This window comes from Luteibacter sp. 22Crub2.1 (genome assembly GCF_900167995.1).
Taxonomy (GTDB): domain Bacteria; phylum Pseudomonadota; class Gammaproteobacteria; order Xanthomonadales; family Rhodanobacteraceae; genus Luteibacter; species Luteibacter mycovicinus.
The window spans coordinates 79,036-97,878 of the sequence record NZ_FUYT01000007.1 but is presented as its reverse complement, the minus strand read 5'-3'; the positions used below and the strand labels follow the sequence as shown (position 1 = coordinate 97,878).

Annotated in this window: 16 protein-coding genes and 1 tRNA gene; 8 read left to right on the top strand and 9 right to left on the bottom strand. The window is 65.9% G+C overall.

Annotated features, from left to right (window positions below):
- Positions 1 to 3: 3 nt before the first annotated feature.
- The 5 genes from B5X73_RS08935 (at position 4) to egtB (ending at position 5,784) form a co-directional block, all read left to right on the top strand.
- Positions 4 to 1,239, top strand: a complete 1,236-nt coding sequence (locus B5X73_RS08935) for an SAM-dependent methyltransferase (protein ID WP_079521409.1) — start codon at positions 4 to 6, stop codon at positions 1,237 to 1,239.
- Positions 1,236 to 2,024, top strand: coding sequence for a DUF1295 domain-containing protein (locus B5X73_RS08930; protein ID WP_079521408.1), 789 nt, complete (start codon positions 1,236 to 1,238; stop codon positions 2,022 to 2,024). Before B5X73_RS08935 ends, B5X73_RS08930 begins: the two co-directional genes overlap by 4 nt.
- Positions 2,021 to 3,100, top strand: coding sequence for an SAM-dependent methyltransferase (locus B5X73_RS08925; RefSeq protein WP_079521407.1), 1,080 nt, complete (start codon positions 2,021 to 2,023; stop codon positions 3,098 to 3,100). The genes B5X73_RS08930 and B5X73_RS08925 overlap by 4 nt, the downstream gene beginning before the upstream one ends.
- A 123-nt stretch (positions 3,101 to 3,223) precedes the next feature.
- Complete coding sequence (locus B5X73_RS08920) at positions 3,224 to 3,601, top strand: DUF427 domain-containing protein (protein WP_079521406.1); 378 nt, start codon at positions 3,224 to 3,226, stop codon at positions 3,599 to 3,601.
- A gap of 23 nt (positions 3,602 to 3,624) precedes the next feature.
- Positions 3,625 to 5,784 (top strand): ergothioneine biosynthesis protein EgtB, encoded by a 2,160-nt coding sequence (egtB, locus tag B5X73_RS08915; RefSeq protein WP_079521405.1) that lies wholly within the window; start codon positions 3,625 to 3,627, stop codon positions 5,782 to 5,784.
- Here the strand turns inward: egtB and pgaD are convergent.
- Genes pgaD through pgaA form a run of 4 tightly spaced genes read right to left on the bottom strand, consistent with a single transcriptional unit; the run spans position 5,781 to position 11,399 of the window.
- Positions 5,781 to 6,224 carry a poly-beta-1,6-N-acetyl-D-glucosamine biosynthesis protein PgaD gene (gene pgaD, locus B5X73_RS08910; protein ID WP_176167793.1) on the bottom strand — a complete coding sequence of 148 codons (444 nt, stop codon included), beginning with the start codon at positions 6,222 to 6,224 and terminating at the stop codon, positions 5,781 to 5,783. The two genes, egtB and pgaD, sit on opposite strands and share 4 nt — an antisense overlap.
- Entirely contained in the window at positions 6,221 to 7,471 is a 1,251-nt protein-coding gene (pgaC, locus tag B5X73_RS08905) for a poly-beta-1,6-N-acetyl-D-glucosamine synthase (protein WP_079521403.1), read from the bottom strand. The genes pgaD and pgaC overlap by 4 nt, the downstream gene beginning before the upstream one ends.
- Positions 7,468 to 9,342, bottom strand: a complete 1,875-nt coding sequence (gene pgaB, locus B5X73_RS08900) for a poly-beta-1,6-N-acetyl-D-glucosamine N-deacetylase PgaB (RefSeq protein ID WP_254857263.1) — start codon at positions 9,340 to 9,342, stop codon at positions 7,468 to 7,470. The genes pgaC and pgaB overlap by 4 nt, the downstream gene beginning before the upstream one ends.
- 5 nt (positions 9,343 to 9,347) lie before the next feature.
- Complete coding sequence (gene pgaA, locus B5X73_RS08895; protein WP_176167792.1) at positions 9,348 to 11,399, bottom strand: poly-beta-1,6 N-acetyl-D-glucosamine export porin PgaA; 2,052 nt, start codon at positions 11,397 to 11,399, stop codon at positions 9,348 to 9,350.
- Between the two features lie 499 nt (positions 11,400 to 11,898).
- On the opposite strand from pgaA, the gene B5X73_RS08890 reads away from it, so the two are divergent.
- On the top strand, positions 11,899 to 12,780 hold the full coding sequence (locus B5X73_RS08890; RefSeq protein WP_079521401.1) for a LysR family transcriptional regulator: 882 nt from the start codon (positions 11,899 to 11,901) through the stop codon (positions 12,778 to 12,780).
- 15 nt (positions 12,781 to 12,795) lie between these two features.
- On the opposite strand, the gene B5X73_RS08885 is transcribed toward B5X73_RS08890, so the two are convergent.
- From B5X73_RS08885 to B5X73_RS08875, 3 genes are read right to left on the bottom strand one after another with little or no spacing between them, the layout of a single operon-like run.
- On the bottom strand, positions 12,796 to 13,656 hold the full coding sequence (locus tag B5X73_RS08885) for a fructosamine kinase family protein (RefSeq protein WP_079521400.1): 861 nt from the start codon (positions 13,654 to 13,656) through the stop codon (positions 12,796 to 12,798).
- Complete coding sequence (locus B5X73_RS08880; RefSeq protein WP_036113687.1) at positions 13,653 to 14,141, bottom strand: low molecular weight protein-tyrosine-phosphatase; 489 nt, start codon at positions 14,139 to 14,141, stop codon at positions 13,653 to 13,655. Before B5X73_RS08880 ends, B5X73_RS08885 begins: the two co-directional genes overlap by 4 nt.
- A gap of 24 nt (positions 14,142 to 14,165) precedes the next feature.
- Positions 14,166 to 14,897, bottom strand: coding sequence for an SDR family NAD(P)-dependent oxidoreductase (locus B5X73_RS08875; protein ID WP_079521399.1), 732 nt, complete (start codon positions 14,895 to 14,897; stop codon positions 14,166 to 14,168).
- Between the two features lie 99 nt (positions 14,898 to 14,996).
- Here B5X73_RS08875 and B5X73_RS08870 point away from each other — a divergent pair, with 99 nt between their 5' ends.
- Positions 14,997 to 15,395, top strand: coding sequence for a winged helix-turn-helix transcriptional regulator (locus B5X73_RS08870; RefSeq protein WP_079521398.1), 399 nt, complete (start codon positions 14,997 to 14,999; stop codon positions 15,393 to 15,395).
- A gap of 54 nt (positions 15,396 to 15,449) precedes the next feature.
- Here the strand turns inward: B5X73_RS08870 and B5X73_RS08865 are convergent.
- Positions 15,450 to 15,525, bottom strand: a tRNA-Ala gene (locus B5X73_RS08865).
- A gap of 58 nt (positions 15,526 to 15,583) precedes the next feature.
- Entirely contained in the window at positions 15,584 to 16,711 is a 1,128-nt protein-coding gene (locus B5X73_RS08860) for a ribonuclease D (RefSeq protein WP_079521397.1), read from the bottom strand.
- A gap of 111 nt (positions 16,712 to 16,822) precedes the next feature.
- Here B5X73_RS08860 and B5X73_RS08855 point away from each other — a divergent pair, with 111 nt between their 5' ends.
- Positions 16,823 to 18,778, top strand: coding sequence for a formylglycine-generating enzyme family protein (locus B5X73_RS08855; protein WP_079521396.1), 1,956 nt, complete (start codon positions 16,823 to 16,825; stop codon positions 18,776 to 18,778).
- Positions 18,779 to 18,843: the final 65 nt, after the last annotated feature.

Sequence of the window (18,843 nt, the reverse complement as noted above, 5' to 3'; positions counted from 1 at the left end):
ACCATGAATCGCATCGCTCGCACGGAAGAATTCGTCCCCGATTCGCGTAGCCACCGTTTCCTGCGGCGGATGTTGCTGGCACGCATGGAGGGCCTGCGGCATGGCCGCCTGACGATCTGCGATGCGCTCGGAGGGACCACGCTGGGTGAGTTCGTCGAGGGTGCGCCCGATGTCAGGATCGACGTGAACGATCTGGCGTTCTACCGGGCCGTGGCCGCCAACGGCAGCGTCGGTGCGGGCGAGGCGTTCATGGATGGTCTCTGGACCTGCGACGACCTGGTCGGTCTGATCCGGCTGCTGGTCCGTAATCGCGACCGCCTCGACGGCATGGAGACCGGCCTGGCACGCGTGGGCGGTATCGCCATGAAGGCATGGCATGCGTTGCGCGAAAACACCCGCGTGGGCAGCCGTCGAAACATCGCCGCGCACTACGATCTCGGCAACGATTTCTTCCGGTTGTTCCTCTCGCCGGACCTGATGTATTCCTCGGCGCTCTGGGAGAGTGAGGACGATACGCTGGAGGTCGCCTCCACACGCAAACTCAATCGCATCTGCCAGTGGCTCGACCTCAGGCCCGGCGACAGCGTTCTCGAAATCGGTACGGGCTGGGGCGGCTTCGCGGTGCACGCGGCGCGCTATTTCGGTTGCCACGTGACCACCACCACGATCTCGCGTGAGCAGTTCGCGCTGGCGAGCCAGCGCGTCGCCGAAGCCGGGCTGGAGGAGCGGGTGACGCTGCTGCTGGAGGATTACCGGGATCTTCGCGGCACCTACGACAAGGTCGTTTCCATCGAGATGATCGAGGCGATCGGCGCAAAATACCAGGAGACCTATTTCGCCAAGATCCGTAGCGTGTTGCGGCCCGGTGGTCGCGCGCTGATCCAGGCGATCACCATCGAAGACGATCGCTACGCACAGGCGCTTCGCTCGGTGGATTTTATCAAACGCCACATTTTCCCCGGCAGTTTCATTCCGTCGGTACAGGGCATGCTGGCGGCCAAGACCCGGGCGACCGATCTGGCGCTGGTTCGCTTCGAGGACTTTGGCCAGTCCTATGCGCGGACCTTGCATGCGTGGCGCGAGCGCTTCATGGCCCGTCTGGTCGAAGTGCGCGGTCAGGGGTTCGATCAGCGGTTCATCCGTATGTGGGAGTTTTATCTCGCGTACTGCGAAGGCGGTTTCATCGAGCGGTCGATCGGTGTGGCGCACCTTCTTTTCGAAAAGCCGCGCCTGTCATGAGTACGTCACACACTTTCCTCGCCATATGGCTGGCCGCGGCATGGATGATGGCCGCTGGCTGGGCCTGGCAGTGGCGCAAGAACAATGCCGGCATCGTCGACGTTCTCTGGTCGATCGGCGTGGGTGGCGCGGCCGTATGGGCGGCGCTGGCAGGATCGGGCGCGGGAGCGACGCGCGCGGTGCTGGCGATCCTGGGTGGATTGTGGGGCGGGCGTCTTGCGCTGCACCTCTGGCGGCGGGTGCGTGGTGAGGCCGAAGACGGGCGATACCGTGCGCTTCGTGCCCACTGGCACGGACACCAGGGCAAGTTCTTCGCGTTTTTTCAGTTTCAGGCCTTCCTCGTCGCGCTCTTCGCGGTGCCGTTCGTCGCCGTGGCGGCCAACCCGGCGACCCATGTCGGCTGGATCGGCGTAGCGATCGCGGTCTGGCTCGTCGGCGTGGTGGGTGAGTCGCTGGCGGACCGGCAGCTCGCACATTTCCGTGCGCAGCCGGCGAACCGCGGCAAAACCTGTCGCGACGGATTCTGGCGTTACTCACGCCACCCGAACTATTTCTTCGAATGGCTGCACTGGTTCGCCTATGTCGCACTCGCGGTGGGCTCGCCGGTGGGCTGGCTGGCATGGAGCGGTCCGCTGGTGATGTTCCTGTTTCTGCGCTTCGTCAGCGGGGTGCCGTACACGGAAACCCAGGCGCTGCGTTCGCGTGGCGATGAATACCGGCGATACCAGCGCGACACCCCGATGTTTTTCCCTTGGTTTCCCTCACGGCATAGCGAGGACACATGAACACGACGGCCGATTCCACCCGTTACACCCGTGAGGATCAGGCGGCGTCCGGACTGCTCGGGCTCGCCGAGCGCGGTACGCTGCCCGACGCGCTGATTCGCGCGGGCATCCGGCGACTCTGCGCGAAACGCCTGGCGGAGGAAGGCGAGGGCGGCCTGACCACGGTGGCCGCCCGCTATCAGTCGCGCATCGATGCACTCAGGCGGAGTGCGGTTGCCGTCCATACGGACGCCGCCAACGGCCAGCATTACGAGCTCCCGCCACGCTTCTTCGAGCTGTGCCTGGGGCCGCGCCTGAAGTATTCCGGCTGTCTGTATCCCACCGGTGCGGAGACGCTCGCGCAGGCCGAGGATGCGATGCTCGACGTCTACGGCCGACGTGCGGAGCTGGCGGACGGGCAGACCATTCTCGAGCTCGGCTGTGGCTGGGGTTCGCTGACGCTGTGGATGGCGCGCCGCTTCCCCAATGCGCGGATCACCGCCGTATCCAATTCGCAGGGGCAGCGTCGGCACATCGAGGCGCGATGCGTCGAGCTGGGGCTGGACAACGTCCGGGTGATCACGGCGGACGTCAACGCGCTGGAGCTCCCCGCGGGTGGGTTCGACCGCTGCGTGTCGGTCGAAATGTTCGAACACATGCGCAACTACGAGACCCTGCTGTCGCGCATCGGCACCTGGCTCCGGCCCGGTGGCAAGCTCTTCGTGCATATCTTCGCCCATCGCCAGTTCATGTACCCCTTCGAGACGGACGGGGAGGACGACTGGATGGGGCGCCACTTCTTCACCGGCGGCCTCATGCCGGCTTCCGACACCCTGCTCTGGTTCCAGCAGGACCTGAAGATCGAGGATCGCTGGCACGTGGACGGAAGCCATTACGAGCGCACCGCCAATCACTGGCTGGCCAATCAGGACGCCGCCCGCGACGAGGTGATGGCGGTGCTGCGTGAAGCCTACGGGGACGCCGCGGGGCTCTGGTTCCAGCGCTGGCGCATATTCTGGATGTCCTGCGCCGAGCTTTTCGGGTACGCGAACGGACAGGAGTGGCTCGTCGCGCACTACCGGTTCGCGCGGTCGTAAGCTCCAATCCAGTCATCTGTGCCTGCGGGTAATTTCACCTTTTCCGGTTTGTCGCCTTGGATTCGTCGCCGTCCGGTCGCAGGATGACTGGTCTGCGGCGATTCCGCCGCGAAGGAGAGTGAAATGTCCTCACGTCCCGTCAGGATCCCCGGCCCCGATCATCCCATCACCGTGACCCCGGCCGGCGGTCGCGTCGTCGTCCGCGACGGCGACCGCGTCATCGTCGACACCCGCGACGCGCTGATCCTTCAGGAGGCCAGCTACGCGCCGGTCTTTTATCTGCCACGCAAGGATGCCGATATGCAGGCTCTGAGCCGTACGGCCCATCACTCCTGGTGCCCGTATAAGGGCGAGGCGTCGTATTACAGCCTGCCCGGCGACAGCGAGCGGGCGGTCAACGCCATATGGACCTACGAGCAACCCCATGACGCGGTCGCGTCGATCGACGGCCACCTCGCGTTCTACGCGGACCGCGTCACCATCGAGCACACGCCTGACTGAACCGCCCGCAAGGAAGACGACCCATGCAAGCTTTTCTCGAAGACGTCACCCCGGCGTGCGCGCGATGTACGCCGGGGGAGAGTCTCGGCGCGACTTACGAACGCGTGCGCGCTCACACGGAGTCCCTGGTATCCGCGCTCGGTCCGGAAGACATGGTGGTTCAGTCCATGCCGGACGCCAGCCCGGCCAAGTGGCATCTCGCGCACACCACGTGGTTCTTCGAAACCTTCGTCCTCGGCCCCAACGTTCCGGGCTACGACGTGTTCGATGCGGACTTCGGCTATCTGTTCAATTCCTATTATGAAGCGGTCGGTCCGCGGCATCCCCGGCCGATGCGCGGCCTGCTGACGCGGCCGACGAGCGAGCGTGTGCTGGCGTACCGGCACCACGTCGACATGCATATGCGGTCGTTCCTGCGCACCGACCCGGGTGCCGACGTCGAGGCGCTGGTCCGGCTCGGTTTCGCCCATGAGGAACAGCACCAGGAACTCCTGGTGATGGACGCGCAGCACCTGTTCGCCCAGTCGCCGCTGCGACCGGCTTTCGATCCGGCGTGGCCTGCGCCCGCGGCCGGACCTGGCGGACGCTTTCATCGGGTCACCGGAGGCCCGGTGCGCATCGGCGCCGCGGATGAACCGTTCGCCTTCGACAACGAAGGGCCACGTCATACCGTATGGCTGGAGCCATTCGAGATCTCCGACCGCCTCGTCACCAATGGCCAGTGGCTCGCCTTCATCGCGCTGGGTGGCTACCGCCGCCCGGATCTGTGGTTGTCCGACGGCTGGGCGCAGCGGCAGGAAGACGACTGGACGGCACCGTTGTACTGGCGGCGCGAGGGCGACGTGTGGTCGCACATGACGCCGGGTGGCTGGCGGCCGGTGGATCCCGACGCACCCGTAACGCACGTCAGTTACTACGAAGCGGACGCCTTCGCGCGCTGGGCGGGTGCGCGATTGCCGACGGAGGCCGAGTGGGAACATGCCGTTCGCACGCAAGGCAGGCTCGAGCAGATCGACGACGTCGCCTGGCAGTGGACGGCCAGCGCCTATCTTCCGTATCCCGGCTTCCGGGCGGCCGACGATGCCGTGGGCGAGTACAACGGCAAGTTCATGGTCGGGCAGATGGTCTTGCGCGGTGGTGCGAGCGTTACCCCGCCCGGACATTCGCGTCCGTCGTACCGCAACTTTTACCGGCCCGGTCAGCGCTGGATGTTCAGCGGCGTTCGTCTCGCGCGCGATGTCCACGGTTCGCCCGACGGCGAACGCTTGACCTTCCTTCGCGATACGCTCGCCGGGCTTTCGGCGGAGCGCAAGCACTTCTCGCCGAAGTATTTCTACGACGGTGCGGGGTCGGCGCTGTTCGAGGCGATCTGCCGCACGCCCGAGTATTACCCGACACGCACCGAAACCGCGCTGCTGCACGCCATCGCCGACGATCTCGCAGGCACGATTCCGCAAGGCGCGGTCCTGCTGGAACTGGGGAGCGGGGCCAGCGAGAAAACGCGGGTGCTGCTCGATGCAGCGCCCTGGATTTCGGCGTATGTTCCCGTGGATATCAGCACGGATGCCCTGCAGGGGGCGGTGCAGAGCCTCGCAGCGAACTATCCCGCGCTGGCGGTCCATCCGGTCGCCGGCGATTTCACGTCGGGAATCGACGTGCCGGTGGCCGTGGCGGGTCGCCCACTCGTGGCGTTCTTTCCGGGTTCGACCATCGGTAACTTCACCCCGACTGAAGCGATCGCACTGCTGCGTTCCATACGCGAACGGCTGGGTAACGACGCGCATCTGATCGTCGGCGCCGATCAGGTAAAAGACGCCGATGTGCTGCTGGCCGCTTATGACGATGCCGAAGGCGTCACGGCGGCGTTCAACCGCAACGTTCTGGTGCGGATCAATCGCGAACTCGGTGGCGATATCGACCCTTTGTCGTTCGAGCACCGTGCCGTCTGGAATGCAGCGCTGGAGCGGATCGAGATGCATCTGGTAAGCCGCGAGGCGCAACAGGTGCAGGTGGCGGGGCAGACCTTCGCCTTCGCCGCGGGCGAGTCGATCCACACCGAGAACTCGCACAAGTTCACACCGGCGTCGTTCGCACGGCTGGCCGAGGAGGGCGGTTGGACAGTCGAGCGTCAGTGGATATCGCCCGATCCCGCCTTCGGCGTGTTCGTCCTGAGGGCTCGCTAGCGCACGTCCTGCACGGTCATGTAGCCCTCGTCGGAGACGCTCACCACGGCCCGGCGATGGGCCTGAATGCGCAGGGCGTCGTCGGTGCTGGCGCCGATCTCCCGCGCGGTTTCTTCCACGGTGAACGGCTTGTTGCCACGGCGTTTCTGCCTGCCGGCGAAGCGCGCGTGGTTATAGCCCGACCACGACGTGAAAACGAGCGCGCAGAGCAGTGCGACGAGGAAGATCACGTCGATGTCGCCGCCATCGCCGATACGGTTCTGGACATAGAACTGCACCCACGCGGAGCGGGCCCCGAAGACCCAGGCGGCTAAGGTGATCAGCGGCATCCACAAAAACGCCCAGGCCACCCAGGCGAAGACGGTGACCGTGCCGAAGACGGCTTTCTGCACGCGCGACTGGCGCTCCGGTCGCTGGATAACGATCGCTTCGGCTTTCATCGCAGACCCCGGTCCGGGCTGACCCATACCGCACGCTTGCCTTTGGGCTTCATAAGCGCCTTGGGCATCGCGACGATCGAGGTCGCCGTGTTGAGCAGCCAGTACACCAGCGGGTACCAGATCATCCAGTAATAGTTGCGGCCGATGCGGGTTTCGTAGCGGCGGTCGACCAGCAGACTGATCAGGAACTGCAGCAGGCAGATGATGCCGAGCACGACGCCGTGCCAGTGCGGCAGCAGGGTGTCGACGTAATACTCGCGGGGCAGCTCGACGAACTTGCCGAGCACCCACAGCGTGACGATGACGGCCATGGTGTACGACCAGACCAGGCTCATCACATACTCGAGCGCCACCGGCCACATGCGACGTTGCCGCCAGCGCATCAGCTTGCCGGTGTAGCGAAGCAGGACTTCGGAGCCACCCTGTGCCCAGCGCAGGCGCTGCTTCCACAGGCCGCGCACGGTTTCGGGCATGAGAATCCAGCACAGCGCATTGGGTTCGTAGCGGATTTCCCAGTGGCGCATCTGCAGGCGCCAGCTGATGTCGATGTCTTCGGTCACCATGTCGGTATTCCAGTAACCGACGTCGTGCAGCGCGCTCTTGCGGAACGCGGCGATCACGCCGGACACCGTGAAGATACGGCCGTACACCCGTTGCGCCCGCTTGATCAGCCCGATGATCGAGGAGAACTCGCCGACCTGGAGTTTGCCCAGCAGCGTGGAACGATTGCGGATGCGCGGATTGCCGGTGACCGCGGCGACCCGAGGGCTGTCCAGCATGTGCGAGACCAGCCAGTGCGTGGCGTAGTCGTCGAGCAGCGCGTCGCCGTCCACGCAGACGAAGAAGTCGGCGTTGGAGGCGAGCGCGGCGGCGCGCAGACCCATCGCCTTGCCCTGGTTGCTGGCCATGTGGATGACGCGCAGCTTCGGGTACTGGTCCAGCAGCTGGTCGAGCTGCGCCCCGGTGTCGTCGGTCGAACCGTCGTTGACCGCGATGATCTCGAAGTTGGGGTACTGCTGCGACGCCAGGTGCGCGATCGTTTCGCGCACCTGCTCGCCCTCGTTGTGGCATGGGACGATGAGGGTGACCATCGGGTAGTCGGCCAGGTCCGGCGGCCTGACCCGGATCGGCTCGTTGCGTTCCCAGCGCAGGAAATAGATGACGCCGCCGCTCATCCAGATGAGCGACATCACCAGTGGATAGAAGAACGCGAATTCGAGCAGGGCATGGAGAAGGCCGCCATTCATCGTGCCGGCTCCCGATAAGGATAATCGGACGCCGAGATGAACGGACGGATCGTCTCCAGGTCGGGATGGTTGTGCAGGAAGTCGTCGGGGTAATAACCGATGTGACGCGCGCCCTGCGCCTGTACCTCGCGCATGCGCGCGGCAAGGTCCAGATCGGGGATCGGCTGCTTCGTGCGCCAGTTCATCGTGGCGAATTCGAACAGCGTGCGCTCCATGGCTCCCGGGACGGCGGCGACCTGTGCGGTCAGCTTGCGATACCAGCCGAGGCGGTCGGACTGCTGATCCAGCTGCGGCATCGCCATGATCGCGGTCATGTCGTAGGCGGCGACGAAAGCGGGCAGGCTCTGCGCCATCCAGGCCTCCGCCTGCGGCTGCAGCACCGGACGCGCGTAGAGGTTGCGCGCCGTCAGTACCTGCGGGCGCCAGCGGCGCATGCGATCGGTCAGTTCCTTCGTGAAGTCGATGAGCGCCTGCGTGTTCTGGGCAGGCGTGTTCTTTGCCCACGGGCCGAGGTTGTCGGTATCGCGGATGTACGCGTCGTCGGAGAACAGGATGCCCGCCTCGTCGGCATGCATCGCGAGGTCCTCGTACACATCGCCGATCATCTTGCGTACGCGTGGGTCATACGGCGCGAGGCGGAAATGATCGCCACCGGGCTTTGGCTCGCCCGCGAGGGAAGGCAGATCCTTGCCGTCCGGGAACCGGAAAGCCAGCACGGGCATCCACGCGTAGACACGCACGCCGGCGCGGGTACGCAACTGCCACGAGACACGCGAGAACAGATCGGCGCGTACCGGCAGGTGACGGTTGGGGAAGTAAACGGCATCGGCCACGCCGTCACCATCCGGGTCCGCGTAGGCCTGCAACCAGACCTGGCTGGGGTGCATCCGTTTGATCCGGTCGAGCAGCTTCGACAGGTTGCGGTCCTGCTGCGCCGGATCGGGGTCGTAGATGTAGTCGAGGTCGACCTGTACGGCGCGCGTGGCGTCGACACGGGCCTGATGACGCATCAGCCAGCCGAGGCGGTTGGCGGTGACGTTGCCGCTGACCAGCAGGCGCGGGATCGTCTTGCCGGGGATCAGCGTGGGGACGCTGTCGCCCAGGCTGAGCGACACGCTCATCCCGAGGTCGGCGGCGACTTCGCGACCCACGCGGGTGTAGGCACCGTAAGGCCACACCGCCGCGCGCGGGCGCACGCCGGTACGCGCGGCGATTTCTTCCGCGCTGTGCGAAAGGTCCTTGCGGACGCGCGCGGCGTATTCGGCCTCGGTCTCGTAGTGCTTCGTGGCGCTGTCGTAAGCGATCGAGGCGGCCATGGGCATCTGGTTACCCTGCGGGTTGCCGTTCTGCCCCTGATGCATTTCCCACGTATGCGAGCCGAACTCGACGAGGCCCGATTTCTGCATCTCGGCGACCTGATCCCAGGTGAGGAAACACGAACGCGTGCAGTCGCCGCCGTTGTACGGCATGTGCTTGCCGTCGGGCATGTCCATCCACGAGCCGACCAGCGCCTGCAGCGCGGGATAGTGATAGGCACGCAGGAGCGGATACACGCGGGTGTAGAAACTCTCCAGGCCATCGTCGAAGGTCAGGAGTACGGCGTCCTTCGGCAAGGGCTTGCCGCCGTTGCTGGCGTCCACGACCTGCGACAGGCTGACCATGTTGTAGCCGTTGGCGCGCAGCCAGTCGAAATGAGCGATGAGGTGATCGGTGCTGGTCGCATCCGGATCGTGATCGGCCTGAAGGCCGACGTCGTCGCGCACGTCGTGGTAGGCCAGGACGATGAGGGTGGGGTGCGGGGCGGCGACCGGCTGCGCGGCGGCGGACAGGGCCGCTCCGAGCAGGATCAGCAGAAACAACAGCGGACGCATGACTCTCATTCTCCCCAGTGCATCGTCAGGTCGAGGACGAAGCGGTGTTCGCGTTGACCATCGTAAGGTTGGTTGTGCCAGCCGATTCCCCAGCCCAGCCGGATACCGGCGCGCGGCTGGAACGTCTGACCGTAACGGATGGTGGCCATCCAGTCGGTGGCGTAGCCCTGTTCGGCGTACTGTCCCACGGCGACGTCGATCCGCTGTGTGACCGCGCGCTCGTAGAACTGGCCGAGCAGGTTCTGCAGGCGGCCCGTGACCGCGTAGCTCTTGTCGCGGCGCGGGTTGAAGTAAGGGCGATCGGTCAGGGTGTTCATCGAGCCACCCAGTTCGATGCCGCCGTCCAGCGCCAGATTGGGAGCGGTGTGCAGTCGCTGGGTCAGCGAGGCGGTCCATGACGTGCGCTTGTTGTCGTCGCTGAAGTTGTCGCGCGACAGGCCCACGCGCGCCTGGGTCAGCTCGCTCGCTTTCCAGGTGACGGCGGTATCCAGCGTCTTCGCTGAAATGCCGTAGTACTGTCCACGCAGCGGCGCGTCGTCGCCCGCGGTGCTGTAATCGGTCGCCCAGGCCCAGTGATCGGTGATCGACCAGTCGAAGCCGGCCTCGAGGGCGGTCTTGCCGACATAACGGTCGGCGGCGGGAAGGGCGCGCACATAAGCCTCGAGACCACGGGCATAGCCGATCACGCCCACGCCGACGCGTGAGCGACGCACGTCGCCTTCGGGCAGGTCGGCGGTCGAGTAGCGGGCCAGTGCCAGCACACGCCAGTGATCGTCGATCAGCGGGCTCGCGGCCGACGCCTGGGTCGTGGCGTCTCGGTCGCCGAAGTCGGGGCTGGAGCCCTTGCCCTGTTCGGTGCTCAGATCGAACTGCCAGCCGCGGCCGCGGTTCCACGACTGCACGGCGCGGGCGACGCGCCCATTGCGGTCGGCCAGGGTCTGCGCGACGCCCAGGTCCTCGTCCACGCTTTCATAATCGTTGAGCACGCGCGCGGCGTCGGCTTCACCGATGTAGGCGCCGACATCGCGGCGGTCGAGCGTGCCGGCGATGTTGAAGTCTTCCTGCGCGCGGCGTGGCCAGCCGCGCGCCAGCTCGACCATGCCGAGCTCGCGACGGATCTGCGAGTTGGCGGGCGCCTCGCGCGACATCGGAAGAAGGCGGTCGTACGCGTCGGCCGGCATGTCGACGTATTCGCGGAGTGTGGCCGCGTTGAGATCGGCATCGACCTTGCGCTGGTTCTGGATCGGAGCACGGATACCGGGCACGCGCGTCCATGTCGGCTCTTTCGCGGCGAGCGCATCGATGGTCCGGATGGCCTTGTCCGTCTGCCCGGATTCCAGGTAGGCGTACATCAGGCCGATGCGTGGTTCGAAATCGGCGGCGCCATAGGGGCCCGGGTCCTTGGCAATGCTGTCTTCGTAAAGGGTTGCGGCTTCCGCCGGCCGACGCCTGACCAGCAGCGCATCGGCGACGGCGCGCTCGACGTAAGCGGGCAGGGCGACGTTACGCTGGCGAAGCGCGTCGTAACGCGTGACCACCTCGTCCGCGCGACCGGCCTGGTCCAGCGCCACCAGCAGATCCAGCTCCGCGCGCTGGCGCAGGCCCTGGTCCAGCTGGGGATCGTCCGCGAGGCGACGGGCATCGGCCACGGCGCGGTCGGCCTCGGCATAGGGTGCGCGCGGATCGGCGGGCTCGCCGTTAGCCCAGCGGATTTCGTGGGCGATGTGATCGGCGTCCAGATGGACGCGATCGCCCACGCTCTGGGGCGGTTGCAAGCGAGCCGCCAGTTCCCTGGCGCGCGTCGTCGCGCCCATTTCCGTCAATAAAGCGACGTTGAGCGTCTGTGCCTCGCGATCGTCCGGCCAGCGGGCCAGTACCTCCTGGCAGTGCGCCAGCGCGTCGATGCGGTGCCCCGCGCTACGTTCGTCGCGTGCCTTCGCCATCAGAGCGTCGCGTTCGGAAGGCGCCGCGGCCAGCGCCAGAGGCCCGTGCAGAGCCAGCGCCAGTGCGAGGCACAAGCGTGCCCTGGGCACGCGCGCGGTGCGCGGCGGTGTCATCGAATTGATTCCCATCCTGCCAACATGACCTGTATCAGCCCCTGCGAATGTCCATTCCCGGCAAGTGGCGGTAAGCGTTTGAGGCACCGAATCCCGTTCGCGCCGGCGCAGCCTGCCATGGTAAAGGCAAGCTGCATGCCAAGTGATGCATCAAGTACCGGATCGGCCGGTCGTTCGGCGTCGCGCGTTCAGGTCCACGATGTTCGAGAACACGTCAGCGGACGCGACGCCGGGATGACCGTCACCGTCGACGTGACGTACGGCCCGGCGACTGTTTTGGATGCGCACGGCTTCGCCGGTGGTTGCCGAATTGCGTGGGCAGTACGGGGCGACCGTGCAGGTGGATGGGGGCCTCGATCGCCTTGCGGAGGCGGGGACTATCGTTGTTCCAGGCTGGTTACGTTTCGCGGGCGAGGACGACTAGCAGCCCTTTGCATGAGGGTCGATAATGACCATAAGTTCGCTCGCGCGAATAATCTCTCACGGATAAGAGAATCCTATGATTCAACCGCAATGGCTGGAGAGCTTCCGGCAGCTTGCCGACCTCGGTAACTTTACCCGTGTCGCTGAGCGACTGGGTGTCACCCAGGCCGCCATCAGCCAGCACATCCGTCAGCTCGAGGACCGGCTGGGGCCCCTGGTGATTCGCCGGCCCCGAAGCATCGAGCTGATGCCAGCCGGCCTCGCCCTACTGGACTACTGCCGTGACGTGGACCGCGCCGACAAGGCGCTGAAGCTGCGCCTGTCGGATGTCGACGCGCTGGAGGGCGAGGTCAGTATGATTACGCCTGGAAGCATTGGCTTGTCGCTGTATCCGCTATTGCTGAATCTGCAGCAGGCGAATCCGGGGCTTGTCATTCGCCATCGCTTTGCCCCGGACAGCGAAGTTCGCGCGGCGGTGATGGAAAGCCGCTATGAAATCGGTCTGATGAGCCTGCGGCCCGATGACGAATCGCTGGCCGCCGAGCCGTTTACGACTGAGGCGCTGGAACTGGTCGCTCCTGCCGACCGCGATGTGAAGGGTTGGAAGGATCTCGTCCAGATTGGCTTTATTGACCATCCCGACGGTCAGGCGATGGCGACGCGGCTCCTGGCGCGTCAGTTTCCCGGTGCCGGTGGTCTTAAGGGTGTTCCCGTCGCAGGGTTCAGTAATCAGATCGGGCTGATTCTTGAGCCGGTAGCGCGCGGACTTGGCTTCACGGTGATTCCGGAGCATGCGCGTCGTGCGTTTGCGCGGCAGGAGGCTATCCAGGTAGTGCGGGGCACGGATCCTGTCGTCGATACGCTTTGGCTGGTGTGTCGGGCGGAGTGGGCGTTGTCGATGCGGGCGATGCGGGTGGTGACGTATTTGCGCGAACGCCTGGATGCGTCGAGTCGCTGACCGCCCGGCGAAGCATCAGACGCCCAGTTTTCCGAGTGTGCTGTCGAGCGGGGCGAGGTACGAGCCGCCGAACAAGCGCACATGCATCAACAGCGGATACAGCTGGTAGAGGTGCCGCCTCGTCGTCATGAATCCGCGTTCGAGCGGCCGGATCTCGTTATACCCCTCGAAGAAGGCCGGCCCGACACTGCCGAACAGCGTCGCCAGCGCAAGGTCGACCTCACCATCACCGCGATAGATGGCCGGATCGATAAAGCAGGCGCCGCCATGCGCGGTCGCCAGCATATTGCCTCCCCACAGATCGCCATGTACTAGCGACGGCTGCACCGCCGGATCGATCCACTCGCCAAGACGCTGGGCCACCTTGTCGATACGGTGACGAAACGACGAAGGCAATTCGCCGGCTTCATCCGCGAGTCCCGCCATATAAAGCAGGCGCCGGTCGCGAAAGAACGCGATCCAGTCGCGATCGAACGTATTCGGTTGCGGGATGCTGCCGATCACCGTGTCGTGCCTATATCCGAACTCATCGCCCACGGGCTGCGCATGCATGGTTGCGATAGCACGACCGGCGGCACGCTGCACCTCGTCTTCGAAGCCACGGCCGCCATCGTCGACCCACGCCAGTACGAGTGCATCGTCATCGACCGCCAGCGTCTCGGGCACGGGGAGCCCGGCGGCACGCAAGTCATCGAGCATGCTCGCCTCGAGCGTCAGCGCGGCTTGTCCCGGTCGACGGAACTTGGCCATGACGTGGCTGCCATCCTGCCGCTCGACACGAACGCTGCGCGCGATGTCGCCGCCGGAGAGCGTATGCAGGCGGGCAGGGCGCTCGCCCAGGAGCTGCCCGAGATGGTCGAGTTCCGAAACGGTCACCGTGCGGCGGGCTCTCGGAGCTTACGAATCACGCCATCGACGCCGCGCTCGATCATGTCGAACGCGTGCACGAAATCCTTCGCCGAGCCGTACCACGGATCGGGCACGTCGAGGCCTTTCGGACCGTCCGCATAGTCCATCAGCAGCCCGACCTTGTCCGCCGCGTCGGGTGCGACACGGCGGAGGGCGTCGATGTGTGAACCGGTCATGCCCAGTACGAGGTCGTAGTCCTCGAAGTCCCTGGCGGTGACGCGGCGCGCGCGATGTGTCGGCATGGCGACGCCACGTCGACGCAACTCGGTCAGCGCGCGCGAGTCGGGCGGATTGCCGATCTCTTCACCGCTGACGGCCGCGCTGTCGACGCGGACGTCCCAGCCCAGTTCGGCCGCCTTGTGCATGAGCAGGGCATGGGCGGTGGGCGACCGGCAGATATTGCCGGTGCAGATGAAAAGGACGGAAGGCGTGGTTTTGAGGTCGGAAGTCATCCCATGACCATAAAGCAAAACCGGTCAGACCTGTGTCATGCCGCCGTCGATGCACAGTTCCGCGCCCGCGATGAAGCTGCTCTCGGACGAGGCCAGGAACAACGCCGCCGCGGCGACCTCATCGGGTCTGCCCATACGGCCGAGGGGTATGCGGGCGGTCAGCGTCTCGCGCACCTCATCGGAAGCGGCAGCCATCATGTCGGTGTCGACCGGGCCCGGGCTGAGCGTGTTGACGCGGATGCCGCGGCTGACCAGCTCGGCGGTCCAGGTGCGGGCATACGAGCGCAGCGCCGCCTTGCTTGCGGCGTAGGTGCCGTAGCCATACACGCCGATCGCATCCGCGATGGACCCGATCAGCACGATGGTGCCGCCCGGGGGCATGTGCGGCACCGCTTTCTGCACGGTGAATGCCGCGGCGCGGACGTTGAGGTCGAAGATGCCGTCGAAGTGCGCTTCGGTGATGTCGTCGACCAGGCTGTATTCGCTGATGCCCGAGTTGACCACGAGGGTGTCGACGCGACCCTTGCGTGCGACGACCGTGGCGAAGACGCGGTCCAGCTGGACGGCGTCGGTAACGTCGGCCTGCACGGCTTCGGCGTTGGCGCCGAGGCCGGCGATGGCGTCATCGAGTGTCGCCTGGCGGCGGCCGACGATGAAGACATAGGCACCATCGTTGACGAAGCGCTGGGCGATGGCGAGCCCGATCCCGCTGCCACCACCGGTAACGACGGCGATTTTTCCACTGAGTTGCGACATGACGATGCTCCGGAAGGACTTGAAGCATCATGGTATACGGCGTATATCTACGGTCAATTATGCACTTTGAAGTGCGTAGGTATACGCGAGGTTATCTTCATGCCGCCCAGGCTTCCGCTCCCCGACGACGAAGTCGCGCTGATCGACGTGCGCGAAACCAAACCGATCCTCGACCAGATCGCCAACAAGTGGTCGGTGATGATCCTCAGCGTGGTCTGCGAAAACCCGGTGCGATTCAATCAGCTGCTGCGCCGGCTGGAAGGGATCACGCATAAGGCTCTGACCGAGGCGCTGCGACGGTTGGAGCGAAACGGTCTGGTCGCGCGGCGCGTGCTGCCGCTGTCGCCCGTCGCGGTGGAGTACTCGATCACCCCGCTGGGGCGTACGCTGAAGGATCCGTTCGATGCGCTGTGCATCTGGGCCGGCCGACACGGGCAGGCGATGGCGCAGGCGCAGTCGGACTACGACGAACGCCGGCTGGACCAAGAAGCCTCGTAAAGCAAAACAGCGCGAGGTGCCGAAGCACCACGCGCTGTTTTGTCGGTATCGGATTGGTGGAGCCTGGGGGGATCGAACCCCCGACCTCGTCATTGCGAACGACGCGCTCTCCCAGCTGAGCTAAGGCCCCACACGAGCCACAAATGTTAGCAGGGGAACAGCGGGTCGCCAAGCCCTTGGCGACGGCGTCAGGTCCGGTCGGGCAACAACGCCGACAACCGGTCGTAAAGCACCTCACGACGCCAGCCTTCCAGCGCCTCGGGCCACAGGCCGCCGCTCATCACGAATTCTTCCATCGAGCGGCGTGCGCAGAGCAGGCCGGGCGGAAGGTCGAGTTGCGTGGCCAGCGTATCGATGGCGCTGCGCATCTCGTTGATGGCGCGCTTGGCGTCGCCCATCGGATGGCCGGTGATTCTCACCGTCGTCTCGACTTCCGTGGCGTCGACCGGAACACGCAACAGGTCGAACAATTCTTGGCGCTGCGCCGAACGCAGGGCGCGCGTCCCACGGACACGCTCGTCGAGTTCGGCGGGCATCTGGGGGATTTTCGACACCAGGTCCAGTGCATGGTTGTCTTCGAGCAGCCAGGAGCGGGGCTTGTCGAGGGCACGTGCGGCGGCTTCACGCCAGCGCAGCACGCGGCGCAGCAGCGCCTGGTTCTCCGGCACCCACTCGCTGGCCGCCTTGAACCCCCGCTGGGGTTGCGGATCGCCCTCGCGCTGGCTGGCGCGGCGCTTCATGCGTGCGCAGTCTTCCGCGTGCCATCCGTCGCGGCCGCGCGCGGCCAGTCGTTCGCTGAGGATCGCGTGGACCGGATGCAGGTGCACCACGTCGAGCGTGGCGTACAACTTCTGTGAGTCGGTCAGAGGCCGTTGCAACCAGTCGCTGCGTGTCTCGCCCTTGTCCAGCTCGGCGCCGACCAGCTCGGCGACCAACGCGCGATAGCTGATGCCCAGCCCCATACCGACGAAAGCGGCGGCGATCTGCGTGTCGAACAGGGTGTGCGGGCCATCGGGCAGGCACGGCGCCATGGCTTCCAGGTCTTCGCCCGCGCTGTGCATGACCGTGACGACGGGCTGGTCGGCGAACGTCGGTGCGAGCGCGTCCTCCAGCGGCACGGCAAGCGGATCGATTAGCGCGTAGCGGCCTTCATGCGCAAGCTGGAGCAGGGCGAGCTGAGGATAGAAGGTGTTGCGTCGCATGAACTCGGTATCGAGTCCGACGACGGCGGCGGGGGCGATCGGGGCGAGCCATGTGTCGAGAACCTCGCGGTTGTCGATCCAGGGAGCGGTGTGAGCGATGTCGCTCGTTGTCATGCATGCGTCCTTGTTCGGTCAGGGGTCACGTCGACGCATCGTGTTGCCCTGTCGAGCGCGATTCCCTATGGTTGCAACGCACGATAGCAGGCTCGCACGGAACCGCCCACCATGCCCAACACCGAAACCGTCCAGCGACAGCGCGCCATCGGCGGCGCGTTGGGTGTGGCCGTGCTCGGTTTCGCCTTGTTCTATCACTTCTTTCCGCAGCTTCTTCACGTCTCGCCGACGCAGAACACCCCGCGTTCGCCCATGCGCGGCCAGCCGACGACGATGGGTTTCGACCAGCGTCCGCAGGCCGCGACGCCGGCCGTCGTGTCCGAGATCGACGCCGGGCCGCCGATCATGCTGGCGCCCGCGGCGGTCATCGCCGCCCGCCGCCGCGACAAATCGCCCGAGGTACCGTTGCCGGCGCAGAAGAGCCCGGACACGCCCGAGATCACCGCCGCGCTCGACCGGGGTGACAAGGCGTTGGCCGCCGATCGTCTGGTCGGAGGCAAGGACAGCGCGGCCTCGCTATTCGCCGCCGTGCTCAAGGAAAAAGCGGACAGTCAGCGCGCGCTCGCGGGCATGGACGAGGTGCGCGCACGCCTTGCGGCCGAGATCGAGCAGGACATCGCACTGGGCGATGCCGACGCGGCGCGTGAGTCATTGACGGCGCTGAAGGGTCTGCCGGACAGCACCGCCGACGTCGCCCCGCTGCAACAGAAACTCGCCGTGCTGGACAAGGTGCGGCCGCTGCTGGGCAAGGCCGCCGCGCAGTTGCAGGAGGGCAAGGCCGACCTCCCGCACGGCGACAGCGCCCTCGACACCTACCGCGAAGTGCTGCAGCTGGATGCGGACAACGCCGTGGCGGAACAGGGCATTACGCAGGTGCAACGCACCGTGCTGGACAAGGCGCTGGCCGCGGTGGCGCAGAACGACTTTGCGGCGGCGGACACCGCGCTGGCGGAGGCGGCGGCGATCCAGCCGGAATCGCAAGGCCTGCAGGACACCCGTGGCCGCATCGAAGGCATGCGTCGGCAGAGCGCCACGGCGATGCTCGCGCAGGCGCGCTCCGCGCTGGACTCGGGCAATCTCGAACTGGCGCGGCAACTGGCGGACAAGGCTCAGCAGATCAGTGCCGATCTCGCCGGTCTGGATGATTTCAACGAACGGCTGACCAACGCCCGGCTCTATGCGAGCTACAAGCCGGGTCAGGTCTTCGCAGACCGCTTCGTCGACTCGACGGGCCAGGCGCCCGCCATGGTAGTCGTGCCGACCGGCAAGTTCCTCATGGGTTCGCCCGATGGCGAGCGTGGACACGACGCCAACGAAGCGCCGGTGCACGAGGTGCAGATCGACAAGGGCTTCGCCATGGCGCGCAGCGCGGTCACCATCGGTCAGTTCCGCGACTTCGTGCGTGCCACCGGCTACGTGCCGCAGTCGCAGTCGCTGCAGGGCGGCAGCGTATACGACGAGCAGAGCGGGGGCCTGCGCGATGACGATGCGGCCACCTGGCAGGACGATTACGCAGGCAAACCCGGGCAGGAGCGTCTGCCCGTGATCAACGTCTCCTGGAACGATGCGAAGGCCTACGCGGACTGGCTGTCTCAGCGCACCGGCAAGAAATACCGCCTGGCCAGCGAGGCGGAGTTCGAATACAGCCTGCGTGCCGGCAGCACCTCCCGCTACTGGTGGGGTGACGACACGCCGACGTCACGCGTCGAAAACCTCACGGGCGGGAACGATCGTTCGGGTTCGGGCCGCCGCTGGAGCAACGCCTTCAACGGTTACAAGGATGGCTTCTGGGGGCCCGCGCCGGTGATGAGCTTCACGCCGAACGCGTTCGGCCTGTACGACATGGGCGGAAACGTTTCCGAGTGGGTCGGCGACTGCTGGCACGACAACTACATCCGTGCGCCACGTTCGGCCGATGCCTGGGTCAATCCCGGGTGCGGACGCCGGGTGATCCGCGGCGGCTCCTGGGGCAGCGCGCCGGAGATGGTTCGCTCGGCATACCGGCAGGGCGCCTCGGCGGATCTGCGCAGCGCGCGCGTCGGCTTCCGCATCGTGCGCGAGCTCTGATGCACACTGCCGGATCCGCTTAGCGGATCGCTTGACGCGGCCGTCGTAAAGGAAACAATGCTCCG

Coding starts and splice junctions, on each gene's coding strand:
- pgaB (WP_254857263.1), bottom strand. CDS start 9,342: ATGCGTCCGCTGTTGTTTCTGCTGATCCTGCTCGGAGCGGCCCTGTCC.
- B5X73_RS08875 (WP_079521399.1), bottom strand. CDS start 14,897: ATGTCGCAACTCAGTGGAAAAATCGCCGTCGTTACCGGTGGTGGCAGC.
- B5X73_RS08920 (WP_079521406.1), top strand. CDS start 3,224: ATGTCCTCACGTCCCGTCAGGATCCCCGGCCCCGATCATCCCATCACC.
- B5X73_RS08860 (WP_079521397.1), bottom strand. CDS start 16,711: ATGACAACGAGCGACATCGCTCACACCGCTCCCTGGATCGACAACCGC.
- pgaA (WP_176167792.1), bottom strand. CDS start 11,399: ATGACACCGCCGCGCACCGCGCGCGTGCCCAGGGCACGCTTGTGCCTC.
- B5X73_RS08855 (WP_079521396.1), top strand. CDS start 16,823: ATGCCCAACACCGAAACCGTCCAGCGACAGCGCGCCATCGGCGGCGCG.
- B5X73_RS08935 (WP_079521409.1), top strand. CDS start 4: ATGAATCGCATCGCTCGCACGGAAGAATTCGTCCCCGATTCGCGTAGC.
- B5X73_RS08880 (WP_036113687.1), bottom strand. CDS start 14,141: ATGACTTCCGACCTCAAAACCACGCCTTCCGTCCTTTTCATCTGCACC.
- B5X73_RS08870 (WP_079521398.1), top strand. CDS start 14,997: ATGCCGCCCAGGCTTCCGCTCCCCGACGACGAAGTCGCGCTGATCGAC.
- pgaC (WP_079521403.1), bottom strand. CDS start 7,471: ATGAATGGCGGCCTTCTCCATGCCCTGCTCGAATTCGCGTTCTTCTAT.
- B5X73_RS08890 (WP_079521401.1), top strand. CDS start 11,899: ATGATTCAACCGCAATGGCTGGAGAGCTTCCGGCAGCTTGCCGACCTC.
- B5X73_RS08925 (WP_079521407.1), top strand. CDS start 2,021: ATGAACACGACGGCCGATTCCACCCGTTACACCCGTGAGGATCAGGCG.
- pgaD (WP_176167793.1), bottom strand. CDS start 6,224: ATGAAAGCCGAAGCGATCGTTATCCAGCGACCGGAGCGCCAGTCGCGC.
- B5X73_RS08930 (WP_079521408.1), top strand. CDS start 1,236: ATGAGTACGTCACACACTTTCCTCGCCATATGGCTGGCCGCGGCATGG.
- egtB (WP_079521405.1), top strand. CDS start 3,625: ATGCAAGCTTTTCTCGAAGACGTCACCCCGGCGTGCGCGCGATGTACG.